16 protein-coding genes are annotated in these 20,272 nt (G+C 73.7%); 10 read left to right on the forward strand and 6 right to left on the reverse strand.

Features of this window, described 5'->3' with window-relative positions; all coding sequences use genetic code 11:
- Positions 1–336 precede the first annotated feature (336 nt).
- The 7 genes from Sdi02f_RS04975 to Sdi02f_RS05005 all read left to right on the forward strand — a co-directional run bounded on the left by Sdi02f_RS04975 (position 337) and on the right by Sdi02f_RS05005 (position 8,950).
- Positions 337–879, forward strand: a complete 543-nt coding sequence (locus Sdi02f_RS04975) for a GNAT family N-acetyltransferase (protein ID WP_053663114.1) — start codon at positions 337–339, stop codon at positions 877–879.
- Between the two features lie 242 nt (positions 880–1,121).
- Positions 1,122–2,144 carry a LacI family DNA-binding transcriptional regulator gene (locus tag Sdi02f_RS04980; RefSeq protein ID WP_030403019.1) on the forward strand — a complete coding sequence of 341 codons (1,023 nt, stop codon included), beginning with the start codon at positions 1,122–1,124 and terminating at the stop codon, positions 2,142–2,144.
- A 57-nt stretch (positions 2,145–2,201) separates the two neighbouring features.
- Entirely contained in the window at positions 2,202–3,800 is a 1,599-nt protein-coding gene (locus Sdi02f_RS04985) for an FAD-dependent oxidoreductase (protein WP_053663112.1), read from the forward strand.
- 101 nt (positions 3,801–3,901) lie between these two features.
- Positions 3,902–6,031, forward strand: coding sequence for a hydantoinase/oxoprolinase family protein (locus tag Sdi02f_RS04990; protein ID WP_108932744.1), 2,130 nt, complete (start codon positions 3,902–3,904; stop codon positions 6,029–6,031).
- A complete protein-coding gene (locus Sdi02f_RS04995) occupies positions 6,028–6,636 on the forward strand; it encodes a hypothetical protein (RefSeq protein ID WP_030403022.1) in 609 nt (202 codons plus the stop codon). The genes Sdi02f_RS04990 and Sdi02f_RS04995 overlap by 4 nt, the downstream gene beginning before the upstream one ends.
- Before the next feature lie 3 nt (positions 6,637–6,639).
- Positions 6,640–7,920 carry a TRAP transporter large permease subunit gene (locus Sdi02f_RS05000; protein WP_030403023.1) on the forward strand — a complete coding sequence of 427 codons (1,281 nt, stop codon included), beginning with the start codon at positions 6,640–6,642 and terminating at the stop codon, positions 7,918–7,920.
- 25 nt (positions 7,921–7,945) lie between these two features.
- Positions 7,946–8,950, forward strand: coding sequence for a twin-arginine translocation signal domain-containing protein (locus Sdi02f_RS05005; protein WP_030403024.1), 1,005 nt, complete (start codon positions 7,946–7,948; stop codon positions 8,948–8,950).
- Positions 8,951–9,033: 83 nt separating this feature from the next.
- On the opposite strand, the gene Sdi02f_RS05010 is transcribed toward Sdi02f_RS05005, so the two are convergent.
- The 3 genes from Sdi02f_RS05010 to Sdi02f_RS05020 all read right to left on the reverse strand — a co-directional run bounded on the left by Sdi02f_RS05010 (position 9,034) and on the right by Sdi02f_RS05020 (position 12,056).
- Entirely contained in the window at positions 9,034–10,605 is a 1,572-nt protein-coding gene (locus Sdi02f_RS05010; protein WP_174843311.1) for an MDR family MFS transporter, read from the reverse strand.
- Positions 10,606–10,697: 92 nt separating this feature from the next.
- Positions 10,698–11,375, reverse strand: a complete 678-nt coding sequence (locus Sdi02f_RS05015; RefSeq protein ID WP_030403026.1) for a TetR/AcrR family transcriptional regulator — start codon at positions 11,373–11,375, stop codon at positions 10,698–10,700.
- A gap of 81 nt (positions 11,376–11,456) precedes the next feature.
- A complete protein-coding gene (locus Sdi02f_RS05020; protein WP_245962135.1) occupies positions 11,457–12,056 on the reverse strand; it encodes a rhodanese-like domain-containing protein in 600 nt (199 codons plus the stop codon).
- A gap of 98 nt (positions 12,057–12,154) precedes the next feature.
- Here Sdi02f_RS05020 and Sdi02f_RS05025 point away from each other — a divergent pair, with 98 nt between their 5' ends.
- Positions 12,155–12,433, forward strand: coding sequence for a metal-sensitive transcriptional regulator (locus tag Sdi02f_RS05025; protein ID WP_030403028.1), 279 nt, complete (start codon positions 12,155–12,157; stop codon positions 12,431–12,433).
- Between the two features lie 23 nt (positions 12,434–12,456).
- Here the strand turns inward: Sdi02f_RS05025 and Sdi02f_RS05030 are convergent, their stop codons facing one another.
- Entirely contained in the window at positions 12,457–13,200 is a 744-nt protein-coding gene (locus Sdi02f_RS05030) for a sulfite exporter TauE/SafE family protein (RefSeq protein WP_030403029.1), read from the reverse strand.
- Complete coding sequence (locus Sdi02f_RS05035) at positions 13,197–14,579, reverse strand: MBL fold metallo-hydrolase (RefSeq protein ID WP_030403030.1); 1,383 nt, start codon at positions 14,577–14,579, stop codon at positions 13,197–13,199. The genes Sdi02f_RS05030 and Sdi02f_RS05035 overlap by 4 nt, the downstream gene beginning before the upstream one ends.
- Before the next feature lie 395 nt (positions 14,580–14,974).
- On the opposite strand from Sdi02f_RS05035, the gene Sdi02f_RS05040 reads away from it, so the two are divergent.
- On the forward strand, positions 14,975–17,365 hold the full coding sequence (locus tag Sdi02f_RS05040) for a phosphoketolase family protein (RefSeq protein WP_030403031.1): 2,391 nt from the start codon (positions 14,975–14,977) through the stop codon (positions 17,363–17,365).
- Entirely contained in the window at positions 17,362–19,788 is a 2,427-nt protein-coding gene (locus Sdi02f_RS05045; protein ID WP_051783543.1) for a glycoside hydrolase family 65 protein, read from the forward strand. The genes Sdi02f_RS05040 and Sdi02f_RS05045 overlap by 4 nt, the downstream gene beginning before the upstream one ends.
- Here Sdi02f_RS05045 and Sdi02f_RS05050 read toward each other — a convergent pair.
- On the reverse strand, positions 19,770–20,228 hold the full coding sequence (locus Sdi02f_RS05050; RefSeq protein WP_031084931.1) for a hypothetical protein: 459 nt from the start codon (positions 20,226–20,228) through the stop codon (positions 19,770–19,772). The genes Sdi02f_RS05045 and Sdi02f_RS05050 overlap by 19 nt on opposite strands.
- Positions 20,229–20,272: the final 44 nt, after the last annotated feature.

A 20,272-nucleotide genomic window follows, 5' to 3' on the forward strand; every position in this document is an offset into this window, starting at 1 on the left:
TCGAAAACGCCCGCTGCGGCCTGCCGGAACCGGGTCTCACCCGGAGATGTCGTCGTCACCCACCATGTCCGCGACTCCTCGCTGCACGATCAACGTCTTCACCAGCGTAACAGCCGTAATCCAGCCGCCGGGCCCGCTTCTGCCGGTACAGTGGCCACCGTTCGCGTTCGTTGGGGCTCCACTGGAGCGGGAGGTCAGGGAGGTGAGGTCGATGACCGTGCTCGACGCCGCCCTTCGCGGCGCCCGGATCCGCCTCGCGGTCTCCCTCGCGTCCCGAGCGGCGGCCTGACCCCGCCGTCCCACGCACGCACACCGGAAAAGGACTCCTGTTCCGCCATGTCTTCTTCTCGTTCCGCTTCTCCTTCCGCCTCTCCTTCCTGGGCCACCCGCGCCGAGACCCGCGCGGACGTCCCCGCCGTCCGTGACCTCGTCCGCGCCGCCTTCCCCACGCCGGAGGAGGCCGACCTCGTCGACGCGCTGCGTGCCGACCCCGGGGCGTGGATCGAGGGCCTGTCCCTCGTCGCCGTGGACGACGCCGACCGTCCGGTCGGGCACGCGCTGCTGACCCGCTGCCACATCGGGGACGCCCCCGCGCTGTGCCTGGCACCCGTCGCCGTCCGCCCCGAGCACCAGAACACGGGCGCGGGCACGGCCGCCGTCCGGGCCGCGCTCCTCGCCGCCGAGCGCCTCGGCGAGCACCACGTGGTGGTCCTCGGACACCCCCGGTACTACCCGCGCTTCGGCTTCACCCGGGCCTCCGCCCACGGCATCGGGCTCACCGTCGACGTCCCGGACGAGGCCCTGATGGCCCTCACCCTGGACGCCGCCCACCCGCTGCCCGCCGGCACCGTGCGGTACGCGGCACCGTTCGGCATCTGACCCGGCGCCGCGGGGGCGGCGGGAGAACCTCCCGCCGCCCCCGCGGCACTTTTCCTCGGCGCAAACCCTTGACCCGTCGCCCGCGGTCCCTCACATTACTGGTTAATGCGCATGAGGTAATGCGCATTAACAGCAGTGCGCGAGGGAGAGGAGCAGCGGTGGCGAAGGAAGCCGCAGGGCGGGCGAGGCCGGGGAGGGCCCCCGCGCCGGCCGGCCGGCGGGCCCGGCCGAGGCAGGCGGAGGTGGCCGGACTCGCCGGTGTCTCGCAGGCGACGGTGTCCCTGGTGCTGTCCGGGCGCGACATCGCGACGGGGCGGCCGATCTCGGCGGAGACCCGGGCCAAGGTCCTGGACGCCGCCCGCAGCCTCGGCTACGTGCCCGACCCGGCCGCCAGCCGCCTCGCCGCCGCCCGCAACAACCTGCTCGGCGTCTTCAGCTTCACCGCGACCTTCCCGACCGACGTACGGCACTCCTACTACCCCTTCCTCGTCGGCGTGGAGCAGGAGGCCGCCGCGCAGGGCTACGACCTGGTGCTCTTCACCGGGTCCAGCACCGGGGGAGCGGGCGCCCGTGGAGCCGGCGCCCTCAACCGCGTACGGCTGGCGGACGGCTGCCTCTTCCTGGGCCGCCACGCCCCCGCGGACGAGCTGAGCCGCCTGGTGGCCGACGGCTTCCCCGTCGTCCACGTCGGCCGGAGCGACGAGCCGGAGGGACTGGCCTGGGTCGGTGCCGACTACGTCAGCGCCAGCCGGGAGGTCGTCGCCGCCCTGGCCGGGCTCGGTCACCGCAGGGTGCTCCTGGTCCGCGAGGACGACGACGCGCCCGCCTCCGCCGACCGTGAACGCGGCTTCCTGGACGGGCTCGCGGCGAGCGGACTGCCCGGCGGTCCCGGCGCCGTGTTCCGCTCCGGAGACCCGCGCCGCGAGCTGACCGCCGACCGGGTCCGGGCCTGGCTCGCCGAGGGCGTCACCGCCTTCGTCGCCGAGGAGACCGACACCGGCGCCGCCTGGCGTGCCCTGCGCGCCGCCGTCGACGGGGCCGGCCTCGACTGCCCCGGCCAGGTGTCCCTGGCGCTGCTCGGCAGCCCGCCCGCCGACCTCGCCGACGGTCCGGTGCCGATGGGCTTCGACATCCCGCGCCCCGCACTGGGCGCCGAGGCCGTACGGCTGCTCGCCGCCCGCATCGCGGGCGGGCCCGCCGAGGGCACCCTCGTCGCGTGCGCCTTCCGGCCGGGCGCGACCGCCGGCCCGCCGGCCACCCCCTGAACCCACCGCACCACCGCACCTCCCAGCACACCACCGCACCACCTAAGGAGCAGCAGCGTGATACCGGAACCCGACATCCTCGTCGTCGGCGGCGGACTCGGCGGCGTCGCCGCGGCCCTCGCCGCCTGCCGGGCCGGCCGCAGTGTCGTCCTGACCGAGGAGACGGACTGGATCGGCGGCCAGCTCACCAGCCAGGCCGTACCGCCCGACGAACACCCGTGGGTCGAACAGTTCGGCACCACCGCCTCCTACCGGCGACTGCGCGAGGGCATCCGCCAGTACTACCGCCAGTGGTACCCGCTGCGCGCCGAGGCCGCCGCCCTCACCGACCTCAACCCGGGCGCCGGACGGGTCAGCAAGCTCTGCCACGAGCCGCGCGTCGCCCTCGCCGTCCTGGAGGGCATGCTCGCCCCCCACCGGGCGGCCGGACGGCTCACCGTCCTCACCGAGCACCGCCCCGTGGCCGCCGAGACCGACAACGATGTCGTGCGCGCCGTCACCCTGGAGGACCTCCGCGACGGCACCCGCCGCACGGTCCCCGCCCGCTACGTCCTGGACGCCACCGAGACCGGCGAACTGCTCGGCCTCGCCGGCGTCGAGCACGTCAACGGCGCCGAGTCCCGGGCCGAGTTCGACGAGCCGCACGCCCCCGACGAGGCCCAGCCGGGCAACCAGCAGGGCATCACCGTCTGCTTCGCCCTCTCCCACCACGAGGGCGAGGACCACACGATCGACCGGCCCGCCGACTACGGCTTCTGGCGCGACTACAAGCCCGACTTCTGGCCCGGCCCGCTGCTCGGCTTCGAGGCCCCCGACCCGCGCACCCTGGAACCGGTGCCGCGCACCTTCGTCCCCAACCCCGACCTCGACCCGCTCGCCGTCAACGCCGACCAGAGCGCCGACGCGGGCGACAAGGAACTGTGGGGCTTCCGCCGCATCCTCGCCCGCAAGCTGCACACCGACGGCGCCTTCGACTCCGACATCACCCTCGTCAACTGGCCGCTCAACGACTACTGGCTCAAGCCCTACATCGGCCAGGAGGCCGAAGCCCTGCGCGAGGCACGGCAGTTGTCCCTGTCGGTGCTGTACTGGCTGCAGACCGAGGCACCCCGCACCGACGGCGGCACCGGCTTCCCGGGGCTGCGCCCGCGCCCCGACGTGACCGGCACCCGCGACGGTCTCGCCAAGGCCGCCTACGTCCGCGAGTCCCGCCGTATCAAGGCCGTCACCACCGTCACCGAGCACGACGTCTCCATCGACCTGCTCGGCCCCTACGGCCGCACCCGTCACCGCGACTCCGTGGGCGTCGGCAACTACCGCATCGACCTGCACCCCTCCACCGGCGGCGACGGCTACGTCGACATCGGCTCCGTCCCCTTCGAGATCCCGCTCGGCGCCCTCGTGCCGCGCCGGGTGCGCAACCTGCTGCCGGCCGGCAAGAACCTCGGCACCACCCACATCACCAACGGCTGCTACCGGCTGCACCCGGTGGAGTGGAACGTGGGCGAGGTCGCCGGAGCCCTCGCCGCCCACTGTCTCGCCGAGGACGTCGAGCCGCACCAGGTGCAGGCCGAGGACAAGAGGTTCGAGGAGTTCGCCGGGGTGCTCGACCGCGACGGCGTGCAGCGTCACTGGCCCGACGTCAGGGGCTACTGAACGACCCCGCACGGGAGGCGAGTTCGGGCGGGGCAGCACCACCTGCCCCGCCCGGTGACCGCCCGCGTGCGGACCGACCCAGCACAAGGAGGTGCCCGGACATGACCACCCACCGCATCCGCGTCGGCATCGACGTGGGCGGAACCTTCACCGACGCCGTGGCGGTCGACGCCACGACGCTCCGGCTCGTGGGCCAGGTGAAGGTCCCCACGAGCCACCATCACGAGGACGGTGTCGCGCACGGCATCGTCGAGGCACTCGACCGGCTGCTCACACAGACCGGACACGCACCCGCCGACGTGGCCTTCCTGGCGCACGGCACGACCCAGGCTACCAACGCCCTGCTGGAGGGCGACGTCGCCGCCGTCGGCCTGCTCGGCATAGGCACCGGCGGCGGGGCGTACTTCACCCGCAGGCTCGCCACCCTCGCCAAGCTCGAACTCACCCCCGGCAAACGGCTGCCGCTGCACTACGCGCACGTGCCCGACCCCGAGGACGCCCCCGCCCTGCGGGCCGCCGTCGAACGGCTCACCGCCGCCGGCGCCCAGGCCCTGGTGGCCAGCGAACCCTTCGGCGTCGACCGGCCCGAGGGCGAGGAGGCCGTCGCCGACGCCGCCCGCACCACCGGGCTGCCCACCACCGCCGCACACGAGATCACGTCCCTGTACGGGCTGCGCAAGCGCACCCGCACCGCCGTCGTCAACGCGGCGATCCTGCCGCGCATGCTTGCCACCGCCGACCTCGTCGACGCCTCCATCACCAAGGCCGGCGTCACCGCGCCGCTGATGGTGATGCGCTGCGACGGGGGAGTGATGTCCCTGGACGAGATGCGTCGCAGGCCCCTGCTGACCGTGCTGTCGGGCCCGGCCGCCGGGGTCGCCGGCGCGCTGATGCAGGAACGCGTCAGCGAGGGTGTGTTCCTGGAGACCGGCGGCACCTCCACCGACATCAGCGTCGTCAAGCGCGGCAAGGTCGCGGTGCGGCACGCCGTCCTGCTCGGTCAGGCCTCCTACCTCAACGCACTCGACGTCCGCACCGTCGGCGTCGGCGGCGGTTCCATGGTCCGCGTCTCGGGCGGCCGCATCACCGGCACCGGACCGCGCAGCGCGCACATCGCCGGGCTGCCGTACGCCTGTTACGCCGATCCGGCCGACCTGCGGGACGCGAAACTGACCACGATCAGTCCGCTGCCCGGCGACCCCGCCGACTACGCCGTCCTCGACGCGGCCGGCGGGCGGTTCGCGCTCACCATGACCTGCGCCGCCAACGCGCTGGGCCGGGTCCCCGAGGGCGACTTCGCCCACGCCGACCCCGACACCGCCCGCGCCGCGCTGGCCCCGCTCGCCGCAGCGCTCGGCACCGACGTGCCCACCGCCGCCGCCCGGTTCCTGGACGCGGGCACCGATCAGGTGAAGTCCGTCGTGGACGACCTCGTGCGGGAGTACCGCCTCGACACCGGCACCGCCGTCCTGGTCGGCGGGGGCGGCGGCGCGGCCTCGGTCACCCCGCACCTGGCCGCCCGCACCGAGATGACCGGCCGCATCGCCCGGCACAGCGAGGTCATCAGCCCCATCGGCGTCGCCCTCGCCCTGGTCCGCGAGCAGGTCGAGCGGATCGTCCCCGGCGCCACCCAGGAGCAGATCCTCGCCGTCCGCGCCGAGGCCGAGCGCGCCGTCGTCGAACAGGGCGCCGCCGCCGACGGCGTCGAGGTCGAGGTCACCGTCGACCCGCAGACCAACGTCGTCCGCGCGATCGCCACCGGCGCCACCGAACTGCGCACCCAGGACCGGTCCCACCGCGCCGACGACGCCGAACGCCTGCGGCTGGCCGCCACCAGCCTCAAAACCGACCCGTCGAAGGTGCACGTCCTCGCGGGCACCCCCGCGCACACCGTCTACGGCACCGAGGTCCACCGCCGCCTCCGGCCCGTCCGACGGCCGGTGCGGGTCGTCGACGCGGACGGCGTCGTCCGCCACCACGCCCCCGACGCCCGGGTCGAGGCCACCACGGTCGCCGCCGCCCCCGAGGTGCTGGCCAAGCTGGTCGCCGAGCACACCTCCTACGGCGACGGAGGCGTCCGCGCCCCCGCCGTACGGCTGCTGCTCGGCTCCCGCATCGCCGACCTCTCCGGCGTCCTGGACCCGCAGCCGCTGCTCGCCCTCGCCCGCAGTGAACTGCGCTCCCGCGCCGCCGACGAACCGGTGGTCGCCGTACTGGAGGTGCGCGAATGAGCCGGGCACGGACCCCGGTGACGGACGGCCTCGCCGCCACCGACGACATCGGCTGGGCCGTACGGCTGCTGGCCGCCACCCCGACCCACGAGCACCGCGACCCGGACCTGCTGCGCCGGTGGGCGCGGGCGGCCGACGCGTTCGGCGCCGCGCTCGCGCCCGTCGAGTGCACCGCGCGGACCGTGGAGCGTGAGGGCGGGCTGGAACTCGGACTGCTCGCCCGCTACACATCCCGACCGCCCACGGTGGAGCTGTTCACCGACACCCTCGCGCTCGCCGAACGGGTCGTCGACGCCCGTGGCTGGCGCGACTGGTACCCGCCCGGCTCCGTACGGGCCGCCGCCCTCGCCCACGAGGCCGTGCACGTCCACCTCCACCACGGCCCGGCGAAGGCCGCCCTCAAGCGCGCCCTCGGCCACAGCGCCCTGCGCCTGGGCCGGCTGCGCGTTCCGGGCCACGTCGCCGGCGCGGAGGAGGTGGCCGCGCACGCCTACGCCCGCACCGTCTGCGGACTCGGCCGCAGCCCTCTGCTGCTGACCGCCGCCCTGGCCGCCGAGACCGGGGACACCCCACCGCCCGCACGTCCCGCAAGAAGAGAGAACTGACCCATGGGTGTCGTCATCCTCCTCGTCATGGCGGCCGGCGTCGCCGCGATGCTCACCCGCAAGCTCCCCACCGCCTTCGCGCTGGTCCTGCTCGCGGTGGTCATCGCCTTCCTCTCCGGCGCGCCCCTGACCGGCGAGAACAGCGTCCTGGACACGGTGCTCCAGGAGGGCGCCCCGGCGCTCGCGGCGACGATGGTCGCCATCATCCTCGGCTCCTGGCTCGGCAAACTGCTCGACGAGACCGGCATCGCCGGGACCCTCGTCCGCAAGATCGTCGAGTTCGGCGGCGACCGGCCCACCGTCGTCGCGCTCGGCGTCCTCGCCGTCTCCGCGCTCGTCGGCACCGTCACCGGATCGGCGCCCGCCGCCATGCTGGCCGGCATCATCGGCATCCCCGCGATGGTCGCCGTCGGCGTGCCGAAGGTGACGGCCGCGGGCACGGTGCTGATGGGCATCGCGGTCGGCGTCCCCTTCGAACTGCCCGTCTGGCAGTTCTTCTCCACCGCCCTCGACCTGCCGGTCGACACCGTGCGCGGCTTCATGGTGAAGCTGTTCCCGTTCGCGCTGGTCGCCGCCGTCGCCTACGTCGTCATCGAGAACCGGCGGCGCGGCACCGAGCACGCCTGGTCGCTCAGGTCGGTCTCCGCCCGCCCGGCCCCGCGACGCGAACGCCTCGGCGACGCCCCCTGGTACGCGCTGCTCGCCCCCGTGGTCCCGCTCGTCCTGGCCCTCGGCCTCGACGTGGCCATCATCCCCTCGATGCTGGCCGGCGTGCTCTACGCGCTGGTCACCACCACCCGGCCCGGCGAGATGAACAAGCGGCTGCTGCGCACCCTGTACGGCGGCTTCGAGGTGGCGGCGCCGCCGCTCGCCCTGTTCGTGGCGATCGGCATCCTGCTCGCGGCCGTCAAACTCCCCGGCGCGGTGGACGCGCTGGAGCCTCTGATGAAGGCGGTCAGCCCGCAGAACCCGGTGCTGTTCGTCCTCGTCTTCACCCTGCTGGTGCCGCTGTGCCTGTACCGGGGCCCGCTCAACGTGTTCGGACTCGGCGCCGGCATCGCGGGCGTCCTCATCGCCACCGGCATCTACCCGGCCGTCGCCGTCCTCGGCATGGCCACCTCGTACAACCAGGTCTTCGGCGTCGCCGACCCGACCAGCACGCAGACCGTGTGGGCCGCGCAGTACGCGGGTGTCGGCCCGCAGCAGGTCATGGTCCGCACCCTGCCCTACGTGTGGCTGGTCGCCCTGGGCGGCCTGTGCGTCACCGCCGCCCAGTACCTGTGACATCCCCCCTCTCCCAGGAGTCGACATGCACGAGCCGCACCTCGACCGCCGTCTGTTCCTGAAGGGCACGGCCGCCACCGGCGCCGCCCTCGCCCTGGGCGCCACCGCCGCGCCCGCCGCCTCCGCCGCACCCGGCGGTTTCCCCGACTACACCTACGTGCGCACCCTGCTGACCCCGTCCAAGCTCGCCTACAACCCCACCGGCGAGATCATCTTCCCGACCGTCCGGGGCGTCTACGACCGGCTGCCCGCGAGCGGCCGGCTCGGCCGCTACTACCTGTACTACGCCCCGCACGACGCTCCCGGCGGCATCTGCCTGGCCTACGGCGACTCGCTGGAGGGCCCCTTCACGGAGTACGCGCACAACCCGATCGTCTCCAGGACGTGGTCGCCGCACTACTCCGTCAGCCACGTCTCCTCGCCGCACGTGATGTGGCACGCGGGGCGCAAGGAGATGTGGCTGTACTTCCACGGGGAGAACACCACGACCAGGCTCGCCCGGTCCGCCGACGGCATCCACTTCACCTACGACAAGGTCGTGCTGAACACCTCGATGCTGCCGTCCGGCACCACCGAGACCTCCTACGCGCGGGTCTTCCCGCACGAACTGCCCTCGCGCGGCGCCCACTACGTCATGGTCTTCATGATCAACAACACCACCAACCACCGCGACATCGGCTGGGGCTGGTCCGCCGACGGCCGCACCTGGACGTTCTCCCAGGAGCCGCTGGTGCGCCACGGCGACGTGGGCGCGGTCAACGTGGGCGGTCCGCACCTGCTGTACCGGAACAACAGCACGTACGTCGTCTACAACAAGGACAAGGAGAGCGGCGGCGACCTGATGATCACCGAGGTCGGCAACGACTTCTCCCGCCGCGACCACCTCGGTGTCTTCTACGACTCCCGGGCATCGGCACCGGAGAACGGCCGCGCGGCGGCACCGTCCTTCGGCACCGACCACGGGGTGCCGTACATGATCTACGAGGCGGGGGAGCGGCTGGCCGGTTCGATCGCGGTGGCCCGGGGCTGACCGGGGGCCGCCGCCGCACCTACGGCAGCGGGGCCGCCCGTCCGGATCGGACGGGCGGCCCCGCTGTCTGGCGGCCGGATGCCTCAGGCGACCGGCGCCGCGTCCTTGTCGGTCGGCGCGGCCGGGCCCTCGCCGGACTCCTCGGCCAGGCGCTCCATGCCGCTGGTGGTCTTCAGCGGCTTCTCCTTGATGAACACGACGGCGACCAGCGCGAGCACCGCGAACGGCGTGGCGATCAGGAACAGGTCCGCCGTGGCGACGGCGTAGGCGTGCTCCACGATCGCCCGCATCGGGCCGGGCAGCGTGGACATGTCGGGGACACTGCCCTCGCCCGAGCCCCCGCCGCCCGGCACGGTGACGCCCGCGCTGCTGAGCCCCTTGGCCGTCTCGGTGGCGACCCGGTTGGCCAGGATCGCGCCGAGGACGCTGACGCCGATGGTGCCGCCCATGCTGCGGAAGAAGGACAGCACGGAGGTCGCGGCGCCCAGGTCGGCGGCGGCCACGTCGTTCTGGGCGGCCAGCACCAGGTTCTGCATCAGCATGCCGACGCCGACGCCCAGAACCGCCATGTAGAGGCTGAGCAGGGCGAAGTCGGTCTTGGCGTCGATCGTGGCCAGCAGCGCGAGGCCGACGGCCATGATCACCGCACCCGCCACCAGGTACCGCTTCCACTTGCCGGTCCGGCTGATCACCTGTCCGGCGACGGTGGAGGAGACCAGCAGGCCCAGGATCATCGGCAGGCTCATCAGACCGGCGACGGTCGGCGACTTGCCCAGGGAGATCTGGAAGTACTGCGAGAGGAAGACGGTCCCGCCGAACATGGCGACACCGACCAGGAGGCTGGCGACCGTGGTCAGGGTGACCGTGCGGTTCCTGAAGATGTCGAGCGGGATGACCGGCTCTGCGGTGCGGGCCTCGACGAACACCGCCGCGACCAGCAGCAGGACGCCGCCGACCGTGAGCGCGGCGGTCTGCCAGGACGCCCAGTCGAACTCGTTGCCGGCCAGCGACACCCAGATGAGCAGCGCGCAGACACCGGCGACGATCAGGAGGGCGCCGAGCCAGTCGATGCGCACCTCGCGCTTCACGGTGGGCAGGCGCAGGGTGCGCTGCAGCAGGGCGATGGCGAGCAGCGCGAACGGCACGCCGATGAAGAAGCACCAGCGCCAGCCCAGCCACGAGGTGTCCACCAGGACGCCGCCGACCAGCGGTCCGGCCACGGTGCCCACGGCGAAGACGGCACCGAAGATGCCGGCGTACTTGCCGAGCTGGCGGGGCGGGATGACGGAGGCCATCACGACCTGCGCGAGGGCGGTCAGGCCGCCCGCGCCGATGCCCTGCACGACCCGGCTGAAGATCAGCAGCTCGACGCCGTGCGAGAAGCCGGCCAGCAGCGAGCCGACCACGAACAGGCTCAGCGAGAGCTGGAGCAGCAGCTTCTTGTTGAAGAGGTCGGACAGCTTGCCCCACAGGGGCACCGTCGCGGTCATCGCGAGCAGCTCGGAGGTGACGACCCACGTGTAGGACGACTGGCTGGCTCCCAGGTCGGCGATGATCGTGGGCAGCGCGTTGGCCACGACCGTGCCGGCCAGGATCGCGACGAACATGCCGGCCATCAGGCCCGACATCGCCTGGAGTATCTGCCGGTGGTTCATGGAGGTGGGCGGCGCGTCGGCGGGCGCCTGGGTAGCGGTCACGGAATCTCTTTCGGTTCAGGTCCTGTTGGGTCGCGAGCCCGGCGCGGAGGCTACGCGGAGGGTGCCGGGAGACCGGCGGCGAGGAGGGTGAACACCTCGTGGAAGACGTCGAGGAAGGCGGCTTCCTCCTGGTGGGCGGACCAGTGGTCCATGCTGGTGCGCACCGCGGCGCCCGCCACCGCGGCCAGCAGCCGCGGATAGAGCCCGGACCCGGCGCCGGTCACGGACCCCGATCCGGTTCCGGAACCCGGCCCGCCCGTGTCGCCGGTCCTGCGCAGGCGTTCGGCGAGGGCGTCGGCCAGGTCCGCCTCGGCCGCCATGTGGGCCCCCACGCCCCGCGCCAGGAGATGCGGCGAGGCGTGCAGGACCTTGGCGTGCAGCCGCCACAGTTCGTGCTGTGCTTCGGCCTCGGCCAGCTCCGCCGCCATGGCCTCGCGCAGGGCTGCCAGCGGGGAGAGATCGGCCGGTGCTTCCAGGACGGCGCGTCGCATGCGCTCGCCCGCGTCCGCGTCGACCACCACGAAGGCGTCGTCACGGCTGTCGAAGTAGTTGAAGAAGGTACGCACGGACACACCGGCCTCGGCGCTGATCGCCTCGACGGTGACCTTCTCCGCCCCGTGCTCGGCGGCGAGCCGTACCGCGGCCTCGGCCAGAGCGGCACGCGTGGCCCGCTTCTTCCGCTCCCGCAGACCGCCCCCCGCGGCACTCTTCTCCGACATAAGTTGCATGGTATGCAAAGATGCACGTCATGCAAAATTGACGGGCGCCGACCCCGGGAAGGGATCGGCGCCCGCTGGGGCAGGTGGGCCTCAGGCCGCCAGGCGTGCCAGCGTCTCCTCGAAGGGGACGGCGTCCCCGGCGGGGCGGTTGTGCGGCAGCCGGGCCAGCACCGCGGCCATGCCGCAGGTGTTGGTCACCCCGGAGAAGACCAGCCCCGCGCCTATCGCGCCGGACAGCCAGTGCGCGGGGCGCCAGAACCGGCCCGCCAGGAACCCGGCGGCGACGAGGGACCCGGCGGCGAGGCGCACCTGCCGGTCCATGGGCCACGGCGCACGCGTCCCGGCCGGCCGCTCGACGGGGTGGCCGGCCGCCGCCCAGGCGCTGGTGCCGCCCTCGAGCGTGGCCGCCTCGACGCCCCGCGCCGCCAGGCGCGCGCAGCCCTTGGCGGACCGGTTCCCGGAGGCGCACACGAGCAGGAGGGGGCCGCGCGCGGCGGCCGCCGCCAGGGCGTCGGCGGCCTCGTCGAGGCGCTCCAGCGGAACGTTGTGGGCGCCGGGCAGGTGTCCGCCCGCGTACTCGCCCGCGGAGCGGACGTCGACGACGGTGAACTCGCCGAGACGGGCCGCGGCCTGCGCGGTGGTGGTGGTGGTGGGGTCCGTGGGAATGGCCGGACCGATGGGGGTGCTCACGTACGGAAACCTTTCTCGTTGCTGTCCCCCCACGCGGTAGGATACCCGTGGGGGTATGTGGGGATCGGTGAGGTAACGGGTGGAGGAGAGGGAGAAGCGTGGAACTCGACATGTCGGCCGACGAACTGAAGTCGGCGCTGAACCGGCTGCGGCGCGCCCAGGGGCAGCTCGCGGGGGTCATCCGGATGATCGAGGAGGGCCGCGACTGCGAGGACGTGGTCACCCAGCTCGCCGCCGTCTCCCGGGCCCTGGACCGGGCCGGTTTCTCGATCATCGCCACGGGACTGCAGCAGTGCATGACCAGTGACGATCCGCAGGTGCGGGACTCGGTGCAGATGCGGGCGCGGCTGGAGAAGCTCTTCCTCTCCCTGGCCTGACGGGCTCCGGGCGGGACGGCGGGTCACAGCACCGCCGTCGCGCCCATCGCCACGGCCACCACGAGCAGCACGGCACCGAAGACGCGCCGCAGCGTTGCCGCGGAGACCTTCGCGGCCAGCCGCCTGCCGTCCCACGCGCCGAGGACGGCGGTGGCCAGGAACGGCAGGAGCAGCGCGAGGTCCAGGTGCACGGCGGTGTACGCCCGGCCCGCGAGGGCCACCAGCGCGTTGGCGGTGACCACCAGCAGGCTCGTGCCCACCGCCGCGCTCATCGGCACCGCCAGCACCGTCACCAGCGCGGGCACCGCCAGGAAGCCGCCGCCGACCCCGAGGAACCCGGTCACCGCGCCGAGGCCCGCCCCGGCCCCGGCCGCCCGCGTGCCCGACACGGTGCCGTTCCCCCCGGGTGCGCGCCGGCGCAGCATGTGCAGGCCGGCCAGGGCGGCCAGCGCCGCGAACAGCGCCGTCAGGACCGCCTCCGGGACCCGCGCCGACAGGGCCCCGGCCGCGGCGGCCGGCAGCAGTCCCGCCGCCGCGAACAGCAGCCCGGCCCGCCACCGCACGGCCCCCGCCCTGGCGTGCGCCACCAGCGCGGTGACCGATGTGACGATCACGACGACCAGGCTCGCGGTGGTCGCCGCCGCGGGGGTGAAGCCGAGCAGGTAGATGAGCGCGGGCACGGTGAGGATGCTGCCGCCCGCCCCCAGTGCGCCCAGGGACACGCCGGCCGCGGCACCGGCGATCAGGGCGAGGATCAGCGGCGTCATGCGGCGACGTCGTCCGAGGGCTGCACGAGGGGCAGACCGGCCTCGGCCGCCGCGGCGAAGGCGTCGTCCACCGCCACGACCTCGCGGCCGGCGGCGTCCAGCACGGAGGCGGCGACCGCCGCGCGCATCCCGCCCGCGCAGTGCACCCACACCGTGCCCGGGGGCACCTCGTCCAGGCGCCGGTGCAGCTCGTGGACGGGCACGTGCGCGCTGCCCCCGATCCAGCCGTGGGCGCGTTCGGTGTCCCGGCGCACGTCGAGGACCACCACGTCCGCGCCGTCCCGCCGCGCCGCGGCCAGTTCGGCGAAGGTCGCGCGGCGGAACGAGGCGGGCCGGTCCCCGTCCGCGACCCAGTCGGCCGGCGAGCCCACCGCCGCCGCGGCCGGGCGGTCGATGCCCACCCGGGCCAGTTCCCGCTGGGCGCGGGCCAGGTCGTCCGCGCTGTGCGCGAGCAGCGTCACCGGCCGGCCCCACGGAATCATCCAGGCCAGATAGGTCGCGAGCTGCCCGTCGACCTCGAAGTTGACCGACCCGGCGACGTGACCGGCGGCGAAGGCCACCCGGGAGCGCAGGTCCACGACCCACTCGCCGGCGGCCAGACGCCGGGCTATCTCCTCCGCGTCGGCCCGCCGGGGCTCGGTGAGGTCCAGGGGAGCGGGCCCCCCGGTGTTCACCGGCGCCATGTGGGCGTAGTAGGCGGGCACGTCGTCCAGTCCCGCCAGCAGCTCCCGGACGAAGGTCTCCACGTCCTGGACGAGCGCCGGATTGGCGGCCTTCTCGGCGCCGATGGTGCTGTGCTCGCCGCCGGAGGCGGTGGAGGAGCAGAAGCTGCCGAACCCGTGGGTGGGCAGCACGCTCACGCCGTCCTCCAGCTCGTCGGCGAGACGGTGGGCGGAGGCGTGCTGCGCGCGGGCCAGTTCCTCGGTCAGCCGGGGTTCCACGAGGTCGGGCCGGCCCACGGTGCCGATCAGCAGCGAACCGCCGGTGAAGGCGGCCACGGCCCGGCCCGCCTCCTGGAGGACGTACGAGGTGTGGTGCGGGGTGTGGCCCGGCGTGGCCACCGCGCGCAGCTCCAGCCCCTCGTCGACCGGTTCCGCGTCGCCGTCGGCCACCGCCACCCGTGCGTAGGCCACCTCGGCGCCGGCCGGCACCAGGTAGCGCGCCCCGGTGAGGCGGGCCAGCTCCAGGCCGCCGGTGACGTAGTCGTTGTGCACATGGGTCTCGGCGACGGCGGTGATCCGCACCCCGCGCCGGGCGGCCGCGGCGATGACGCGGTCGATGTCCCGCGGCGGGTCCACGACCACGGCCGAGCGGGGACCGCCCGCCAGGTAGCTGCGGTTGCCCAGCCCCTCGGTCTCCAGGACGTCGACAAAGAACACGGCACGCTCTCCTTTCGTTTCCGAATTACCCCCGGGGGTATCTGTTCCGTCCACCGTAACAGAGATACCCAGGGGGGTATCCAGAGGTCTGCGGGCCGCGAAGCCGCGGGCCCACCGCGCCGCCGTCCGGCAGTCCCGTCCCGGAACTCGGACGGCTCCCGTGTACGAAGCGGAAGTCGGGGTATCCGCCGGACCAGCACGGTCGGCACCGGGGTCGGCGCCGGTGGCGGCCGTGCTTTCTGCGTCGCCCACCGGCGCTCCGTGACCCGTTCGGGACACCACGTGACCCGAACGGCCCTCTCGGGTACCCGCCCCGTCGGCGCAGGGATGGGATGTGCACGGGCACCCCGTGCCCGTGCGCCCCGACCGGCTGTCCCGACACGGAAGGACCACCGATGTCCGCCGACACGCAGCAGGCGCCCCCCGAGCTCACCGACGAGGAACTCGCCGGCCTGGACGCCCACTGGCGCGCCGCGAACTACCTCTCCGTCGGCCAGATCTACCTGATGGCCAACCCCCTGCTCGCCGAACCCCTGCGCCCCGAACACGTCAAACCGCGGCTGCTCGGCCACTGGGGGACCTCACCCGGCCTCAACCTGGTCCACACCCACCTCAACCGCGTGATCAAGGCGCGCGACCTCGACGCCCTGTGCGTCTGGGGCCCCGGCCACGGCGGCCCCGCCGTCCTGGCCAACGCGTGGCTGGAGGGCTCGTACACCGAGACCTACCCGGACATCACCCGGGACGCGGCCGGCATGGCCCGCCTCTTCAAGCAGTTCTCGTTCCCCGGCGGCGTACCGAGCCACGTGGCACCGGAGACGCCGGGCTCCATCCACGAGGGCGGCGAACTCGGCTACGCGCTCTCGCACGCCTACGGCGCCGCCTTCGACCACCCGGACCTGGTGGTCGCCTGCGTGATCGGCGACGGCGAGGCGGAGACCGGGCCGCTGGCGACGTCCTGGCACTCCAACAAGTTCCTCGACCCGGTGCACGACGGCGCCGTGCTGCCGGTCCTGCACCTCAACGGCTACAAGATCGCCAATCCGACGGTGCTCGCCCGTCTCCCCGAGACCGAGCTGGACGACCTCCTGCGCGGCTACGGCCACGACCCCATCCACGTCACCGGCGACGAACCCGCCGCCGTCCACCGCGCGACCGCCCGCGCCCTGGACACGGCCCTCGACCGCATCGCCGCGATCCAGCGCGCCGCCCGCGAGGAGGGCGCCACCGGCCGCCCCCGCTGGCCCATGATCGTCCTGCGCACCCCCAAGGGCTGGACCGGCCCCGCCGAGGTCGACGGACTGCCCGTCGAGAACACCTGGCGCGCCCACCAGGTGCCCCTGTCCGCCGTGCGCACCAACCCCGAGCACCTGGCGCAACTGGAGCAGTGGCTGCGCTCCTACCGCCCCGAGGAGCTGTTCGACGACGCCGGGGCCCCGCGGCCCGCCGTCCTCGCCGCCGTCCCCGAGGGGCACCGCCGCCTCGGCGCCACCCCCTTCGCCAACGGCGGCCTCCTCCTGCGCGAGCTGCCCCTGCCCGCGCTGGAGAAGTACGCCGTGCCCGTCGAGAAGCCCGGCGCGAGCATGCACGAGCCCACCCGGGTCCTCGGCGACCTGCTCCGGGACGTCATGGAGGCCACCGCCGACCGGCGCGACTTCCGCCTCGTCGGCCCCGACGAGACCGCCTCCAACCGCCTCCAGGCCGTCTACGCCGCCAGCGGCAAGGCCTGGCAGGAGCCGACGCTGCCCGTCGACGAGGACCTGGACCGGCACGGCCGCGTGATGGAGATCCTGTCCGAACACACCTGCCAGGGCTGGCTGGAGGGCTACCTCCTCACCGGCCGGCACGGACTGTTCTCCTGCTACGAGGCCTTCGTCCACATCGTCGACTCGATGGTCAACCAGCACGTCAAATGGCTGCGCGTCACCCGCCGCCTGTCCTGGCGGGCGCCCATCGCCTCCCTCAACTACCTGCTCACCTCGCACGTGTGGCGCCAGGACCACAATGGCTTCTCCCACCAGGACCCCGGCTTCGTCGACCACATCCTCAACAAGAGCCCCGAAGCCGTACGGGTCTACCTGCCGCCGGACGCCAACACCCTGCTCTCCGTCGCCGACCACGCCCTGCGCAGCCGCGACTACGTCAACGTGATCGTCGCCGGCAAGCAGCCCTGCTTCGACTGGCTGACCATGGAACAGGCCCGGGCGCACTGCGCGCGCGGCGCCGGCATCTGGGACTGGGCCGGCACCGAGGACGGCAGCCGCGAACCCGACGTGGTGCTCGCCTGCGCGGGAGACGTCCCCACCCAGGAGATCCTGGCCGCCGCCCAGCTCGTCCGCCGCCACCTTCCGGAACTCGCCGTGCGCGTGGTGAACGTCGTCGACATCGCCCGCCTGCTGCCCAGCGGCGAACACCCGCACGGTATGAGCGACTTCGAGTACGACGGCCTGTTCACCGCCGACAAGCCGGTGATCTTCGCCTATCACGGCTACCCCTGGCTGATCCACCGGCTCGCCTACCGGCGCACCGGCCACGCCCACCTCCACGTGCGCGGCTACAAGGAGATCGGGACCACCACCACACCGTTCGACATGGTCGTCGGCAACGACATGGACCGCTACCGCCTCGTCATGGACGTCATCGACCGGGTGCCCGGCCTCGCCGTGCGCGCGGCGGCCGTACGGCAGCGGATGGAGGACGCCCGGCTGCGGCACCACGACTGGATCCGCGAGCACGGCGTGGACCTGCCCGAGGTCGCCGACTGGGCCTGGGACGGCCCGCGGTGACAGCGACCCCTTCGACCTGGGACTACGACCACTACGACCCGGCGGAGGAACGGCTGCGCGAGTCCCTGTGCACCCTCGGCAACGGCTACTTCGCCACCCGCGGCGCGCTGCCCGAGTGCGCCGCGGACGACACGCACTACCCGGGCACCTACGTGGCCGGCTGCTACAACCGGCTCACCTCCGCCGTCGCCGGGCGGGAGGTGGAGAACGAGGACATGGTCAACCTCCCCAACTGGCTGCCGCTGCGCTTCAGGACCGCCGGGGGAGACTGGCTCACGCCGGACACCGCCGAGGTGCTCGACCACCGCCAGACCGTGCACCTGGACTCGGGGGTGCTGGAGCGCCGCACCAGCTTCGGGATCGGCGCGGAACGCGTGCTGTCCGTGCGCCAACTGCGCCTGGTGCACATGTCCGATCCCCACCTCGCCGCCCTGCGCACCGAGTTCACCGTCGAGGGCGGGCCGGCCGACCTGGAGGTGGAGGCGAGCCTCGACGGGGGCGTCATCAACGGCGGGGTGGCGCGCTACCGGGACCTCGACGGCCGCCACCTCACGCACGTGCACACCGCGAGCGCCGACGCCGCCGACACCGTGTGGCTGCGCTGCCGCACCCGCACCTCGGACACCCGGATCGGCATGGCGGCCCGCCTCACCGCCGACGCGCCGGTCACCGCGGCGCGCGAGCACCTGTGCGTCACCCAGCGGGTCGCCCTGCGCGCCGAACCGGGCCGCACCGCCACCGTCGACAAGGTCGTCGCCCTGCACACCTCGCGCGACCCGGCGATCAGCGACCCGCTCCAGGCCGCCGTCGACCGGGTGGCCGAGGCACCCGGCTTCGACGGCCTGCTGATGACCCACCGCACCGCCTGGGCCCAGTTGTGGCGCCGGGCCGAACTGGAGGTCCCCGGCGAGGCGGGCAGCATCCTGCGCCTGCACCTCTTCCACGTGCTGCAGACCCTCTCCCCGCACACCGCCGACCTCGACGTGGGCGTACCGGCGCGCGGGCTGCACGGGGAGGCCTACCGCGGCCACGTCTTCTGGGACGAGCTGTTCGTCCTGCCGTACCTGAACCTGCACTTCCCCGAGGTGTCCCGGGCCCTGCTGCACTACCGGCACCGCCGCCTGGACAAGGCCCGCTCCGCGGCCCGCGCGATCGGCCGGCGCGGCGCGATGTACCCCTGGCAGAGCGGCAGCGACGGCCGCGAGGAGACCCAGCAACTGCACCTCAACCCGCGCTCGGGCCGCTGGCTCCCCGACCACTCGCGCCTCCAGCACCACGTGGGCTCCGCCATCGCGTACAACGTGTGGCAGTACTGCGAGGCCAGCGGCGACGCCGAGTTCCTGCACACCAAGGGCGCCGAGATGCTGCTGCAGATCGCGCGCTTCTGGGCCGACTCCGCCACCTGGGACGAGCGGCTGGGACGGTACCGCATCCGCGGCGTCGTCGGCCCCGACGAGTACCACGACGCCTACCCCGGCGCCGACCGGCCGGGCCTCGACGACAACGCGTACACCAACGTGACCGCCGCCTGGGTCCTCTCCCGCACCCTCGACGTCCTCGACGCCCTGCCCGAACCCCGCCGCCGCGAACTCGTCGAGCGCACCGCCCTGGACGACACGGAACTGGAGCAGTGGGACAGCGTCTCGCGCACCCTCCACGTCCCCTTCCACGAGGGCGTCGTCAGCCAGTTCGAGGGATACGGCGAACTCGCCGAACTGGACTGGGCGGGCTACCGCGAACGGTACGGCGACATCCGGCGCCTCGACCGCGTCCTGGAGGCCGAGAACGACAGCGTCAACAACTACCAGGCGTCCAAACAGGCCGACGTCCTCATGCTGGGCTACCTGTTCTCCCCGGCCGAACTCCGCGCCCTCTTCGGCCGCCTGGGGTACCGCCTCACCGAGGAGACCTGGCAGCGCACCGTCGACCACTACCTGGCCCGCACCAGCCACGGCTCCACCCTCAGCGGACTCGTCCACGGCTGGATCCTGGCCCGCGCCCGCCGCGCCGAGGCCTGGGCCTACGTCCAGGAGGCGCTCAAGGGCGACGTCGCCGACCTCCAGGGCGGCACCACCGGCGAGGGCATCCACCTCGGCGCCATGGCGGGCACCCTCGACCTGGTCCAGCGGGGTCTGACCGGCCTGGAGACCCGTGCGGGCGTGCTGTGGCTGGACCCGGTGCCGCTGCCGGAGCTGTCGTCGTACGGCTTCTCCGTCCGCTACCAGGGCCACTGGGGCGTGCGGTTCCGGCTGGAGCACGGCCGGCTGGAGATCGCCGTGCCCGCGGCCGGACCGCTGCCCATCGACGTGCGGCTGCCGGACCGCGAGGTGCGCCTCCAGCCGGGCGACACGTGCCGGCTGGTGCTGCCGGACGGACCGGCGGTCCCCTCGGACCGCCGGATGCGTCAGCCGGGCAGCGGGTAGGACACCGTGCGCGGCGACCCGTCCGGCCTGCCGTCGGTGTAGGTGAGGGTGATCCGGGTGAAGTGCGGCCGGCCCGTGCCCTGCCCCGCGGCCGTCGGCTGGTCGAGCCGCACGGTCACGGGGTACGAGTGGAAGGCGCCGGCGGCGCAGTAGGGGTCGCAGTCGTTGACGGCGTTCGTGCCCCGCCCCACGGCGGCCTGCGGGTCCCAGCGGAACCAGCGCAGGGAGACCAGGCGGCTGTTCGCGTCGCCGCAGGCGAGCACATACGCATCGGGTCCGATCTGCGGCTGCCCGGAGCAGTCGACCAGTACCGGGTCCTGCGTCTGCTGGGTCCGCGCCGCGGACGGTGCCGACGGTGCGGCGGAGGCCGTGCTCAGGGGTACGGCCAGCGCGGCGGCGGCACAGAGTGTGACCGCTGCCCTCATCGGGTTCCTGCCCATGTCTGCTCCCGCCGTCTCGGGGTCGCTTGTCTCCGCTTTCCCCT

Origin of the sequence: Streptomyces ardesiacus (assembly GCF_003112575.1) — a bacterium.
In the GTDB taxonomy this organism is placed as follows: Bacteria; Actinomycetota; Actinomycetes; order Streptomycetales; family Streptomycetaceae; genus Streptomyces; species Streptomyces ardesiacus.

What these genes read in the sequence shown, in the direction of transcription:
- Sdi02f_RS04995 (WP_030403022.1), top strand. Translation starts at nt 6,028, where the DNA reads ATGAGCCGGGCACGGACCCCGGTGACGGACGGCCTCGCCGCCACCGAC.
- Sdi02f_RS04975 (WP_053663114.1), top strand. Translation starts at nt 337, where the DNA reads ATGTCTTCTTCTCGTTCCGCTTCTCCTTCCGCCTCTCCTTCCTGGGCC.
- Sdi02f_RS05015 (WP_030403026.1), bottom strand. Translation starts at nt 11,375, where the DNA reads ATGCAACTTATGTCGGAGAAGAGTGCCGCGGGGGGCGGTCTGCGGGAG.
- Sdi02f_RS05030 (WP_030403029.1), bottom strand. Translation starts at nt 13,200, where the DNA reads ATGACGCCGCTGATCCTCGCCCTGATCGCCGGTGCCGCGGCCGGCGTG.
- Sdi02f_RS05050 (WP_031084931.1), bottom strand. Translation starts at nt 20,228, where the DNA reads ATGGGCAGGAACCCGATGAGGGCAGCGGTCACACTCTGTGCCGCCGCC.
- Sdi02f_RS05005 (WP_030403024.1), top strand. Translation starts at nt 7,946, where the DNA reads ATGCACGAGCCGCACCTCGACCGCCGTCTGTTCCTGAAGGGCACGGCC.
- Sdi02f_RS05040 (WP_030403031.1), top strand. Translation starts at nt 14,975, where the DNA reads ATGTCCGCCGACACGCAGCAGGCGCCCCCCGAGCTCACCGACGAGGAA.
- Sdi02f_RS05000 (WP_030403023.1), top strand. Translation starts at nt 6,640, where the DNA reads ATGGGTGTCGTCATCCTCCTCGTCATGGCGGCCGGCGTCGCCGCGATG.
- Sdi02f_RS04990 (WP_108932744.1), top strand. Translation starts at nt 3,902, where the DNA reads ATGACCACCCACCGCATCCGCGTCGGCATCGACGTGGGCGGAACCTTC.
- Sdi02f_RS05010 (WP_174843311.1), bottom strand. Translation starts at nt 10,605, where the DNA reads ATGAACCACCGGCAGATACTCCAGGCGATGTCGGGCCTGATGGCCGGC.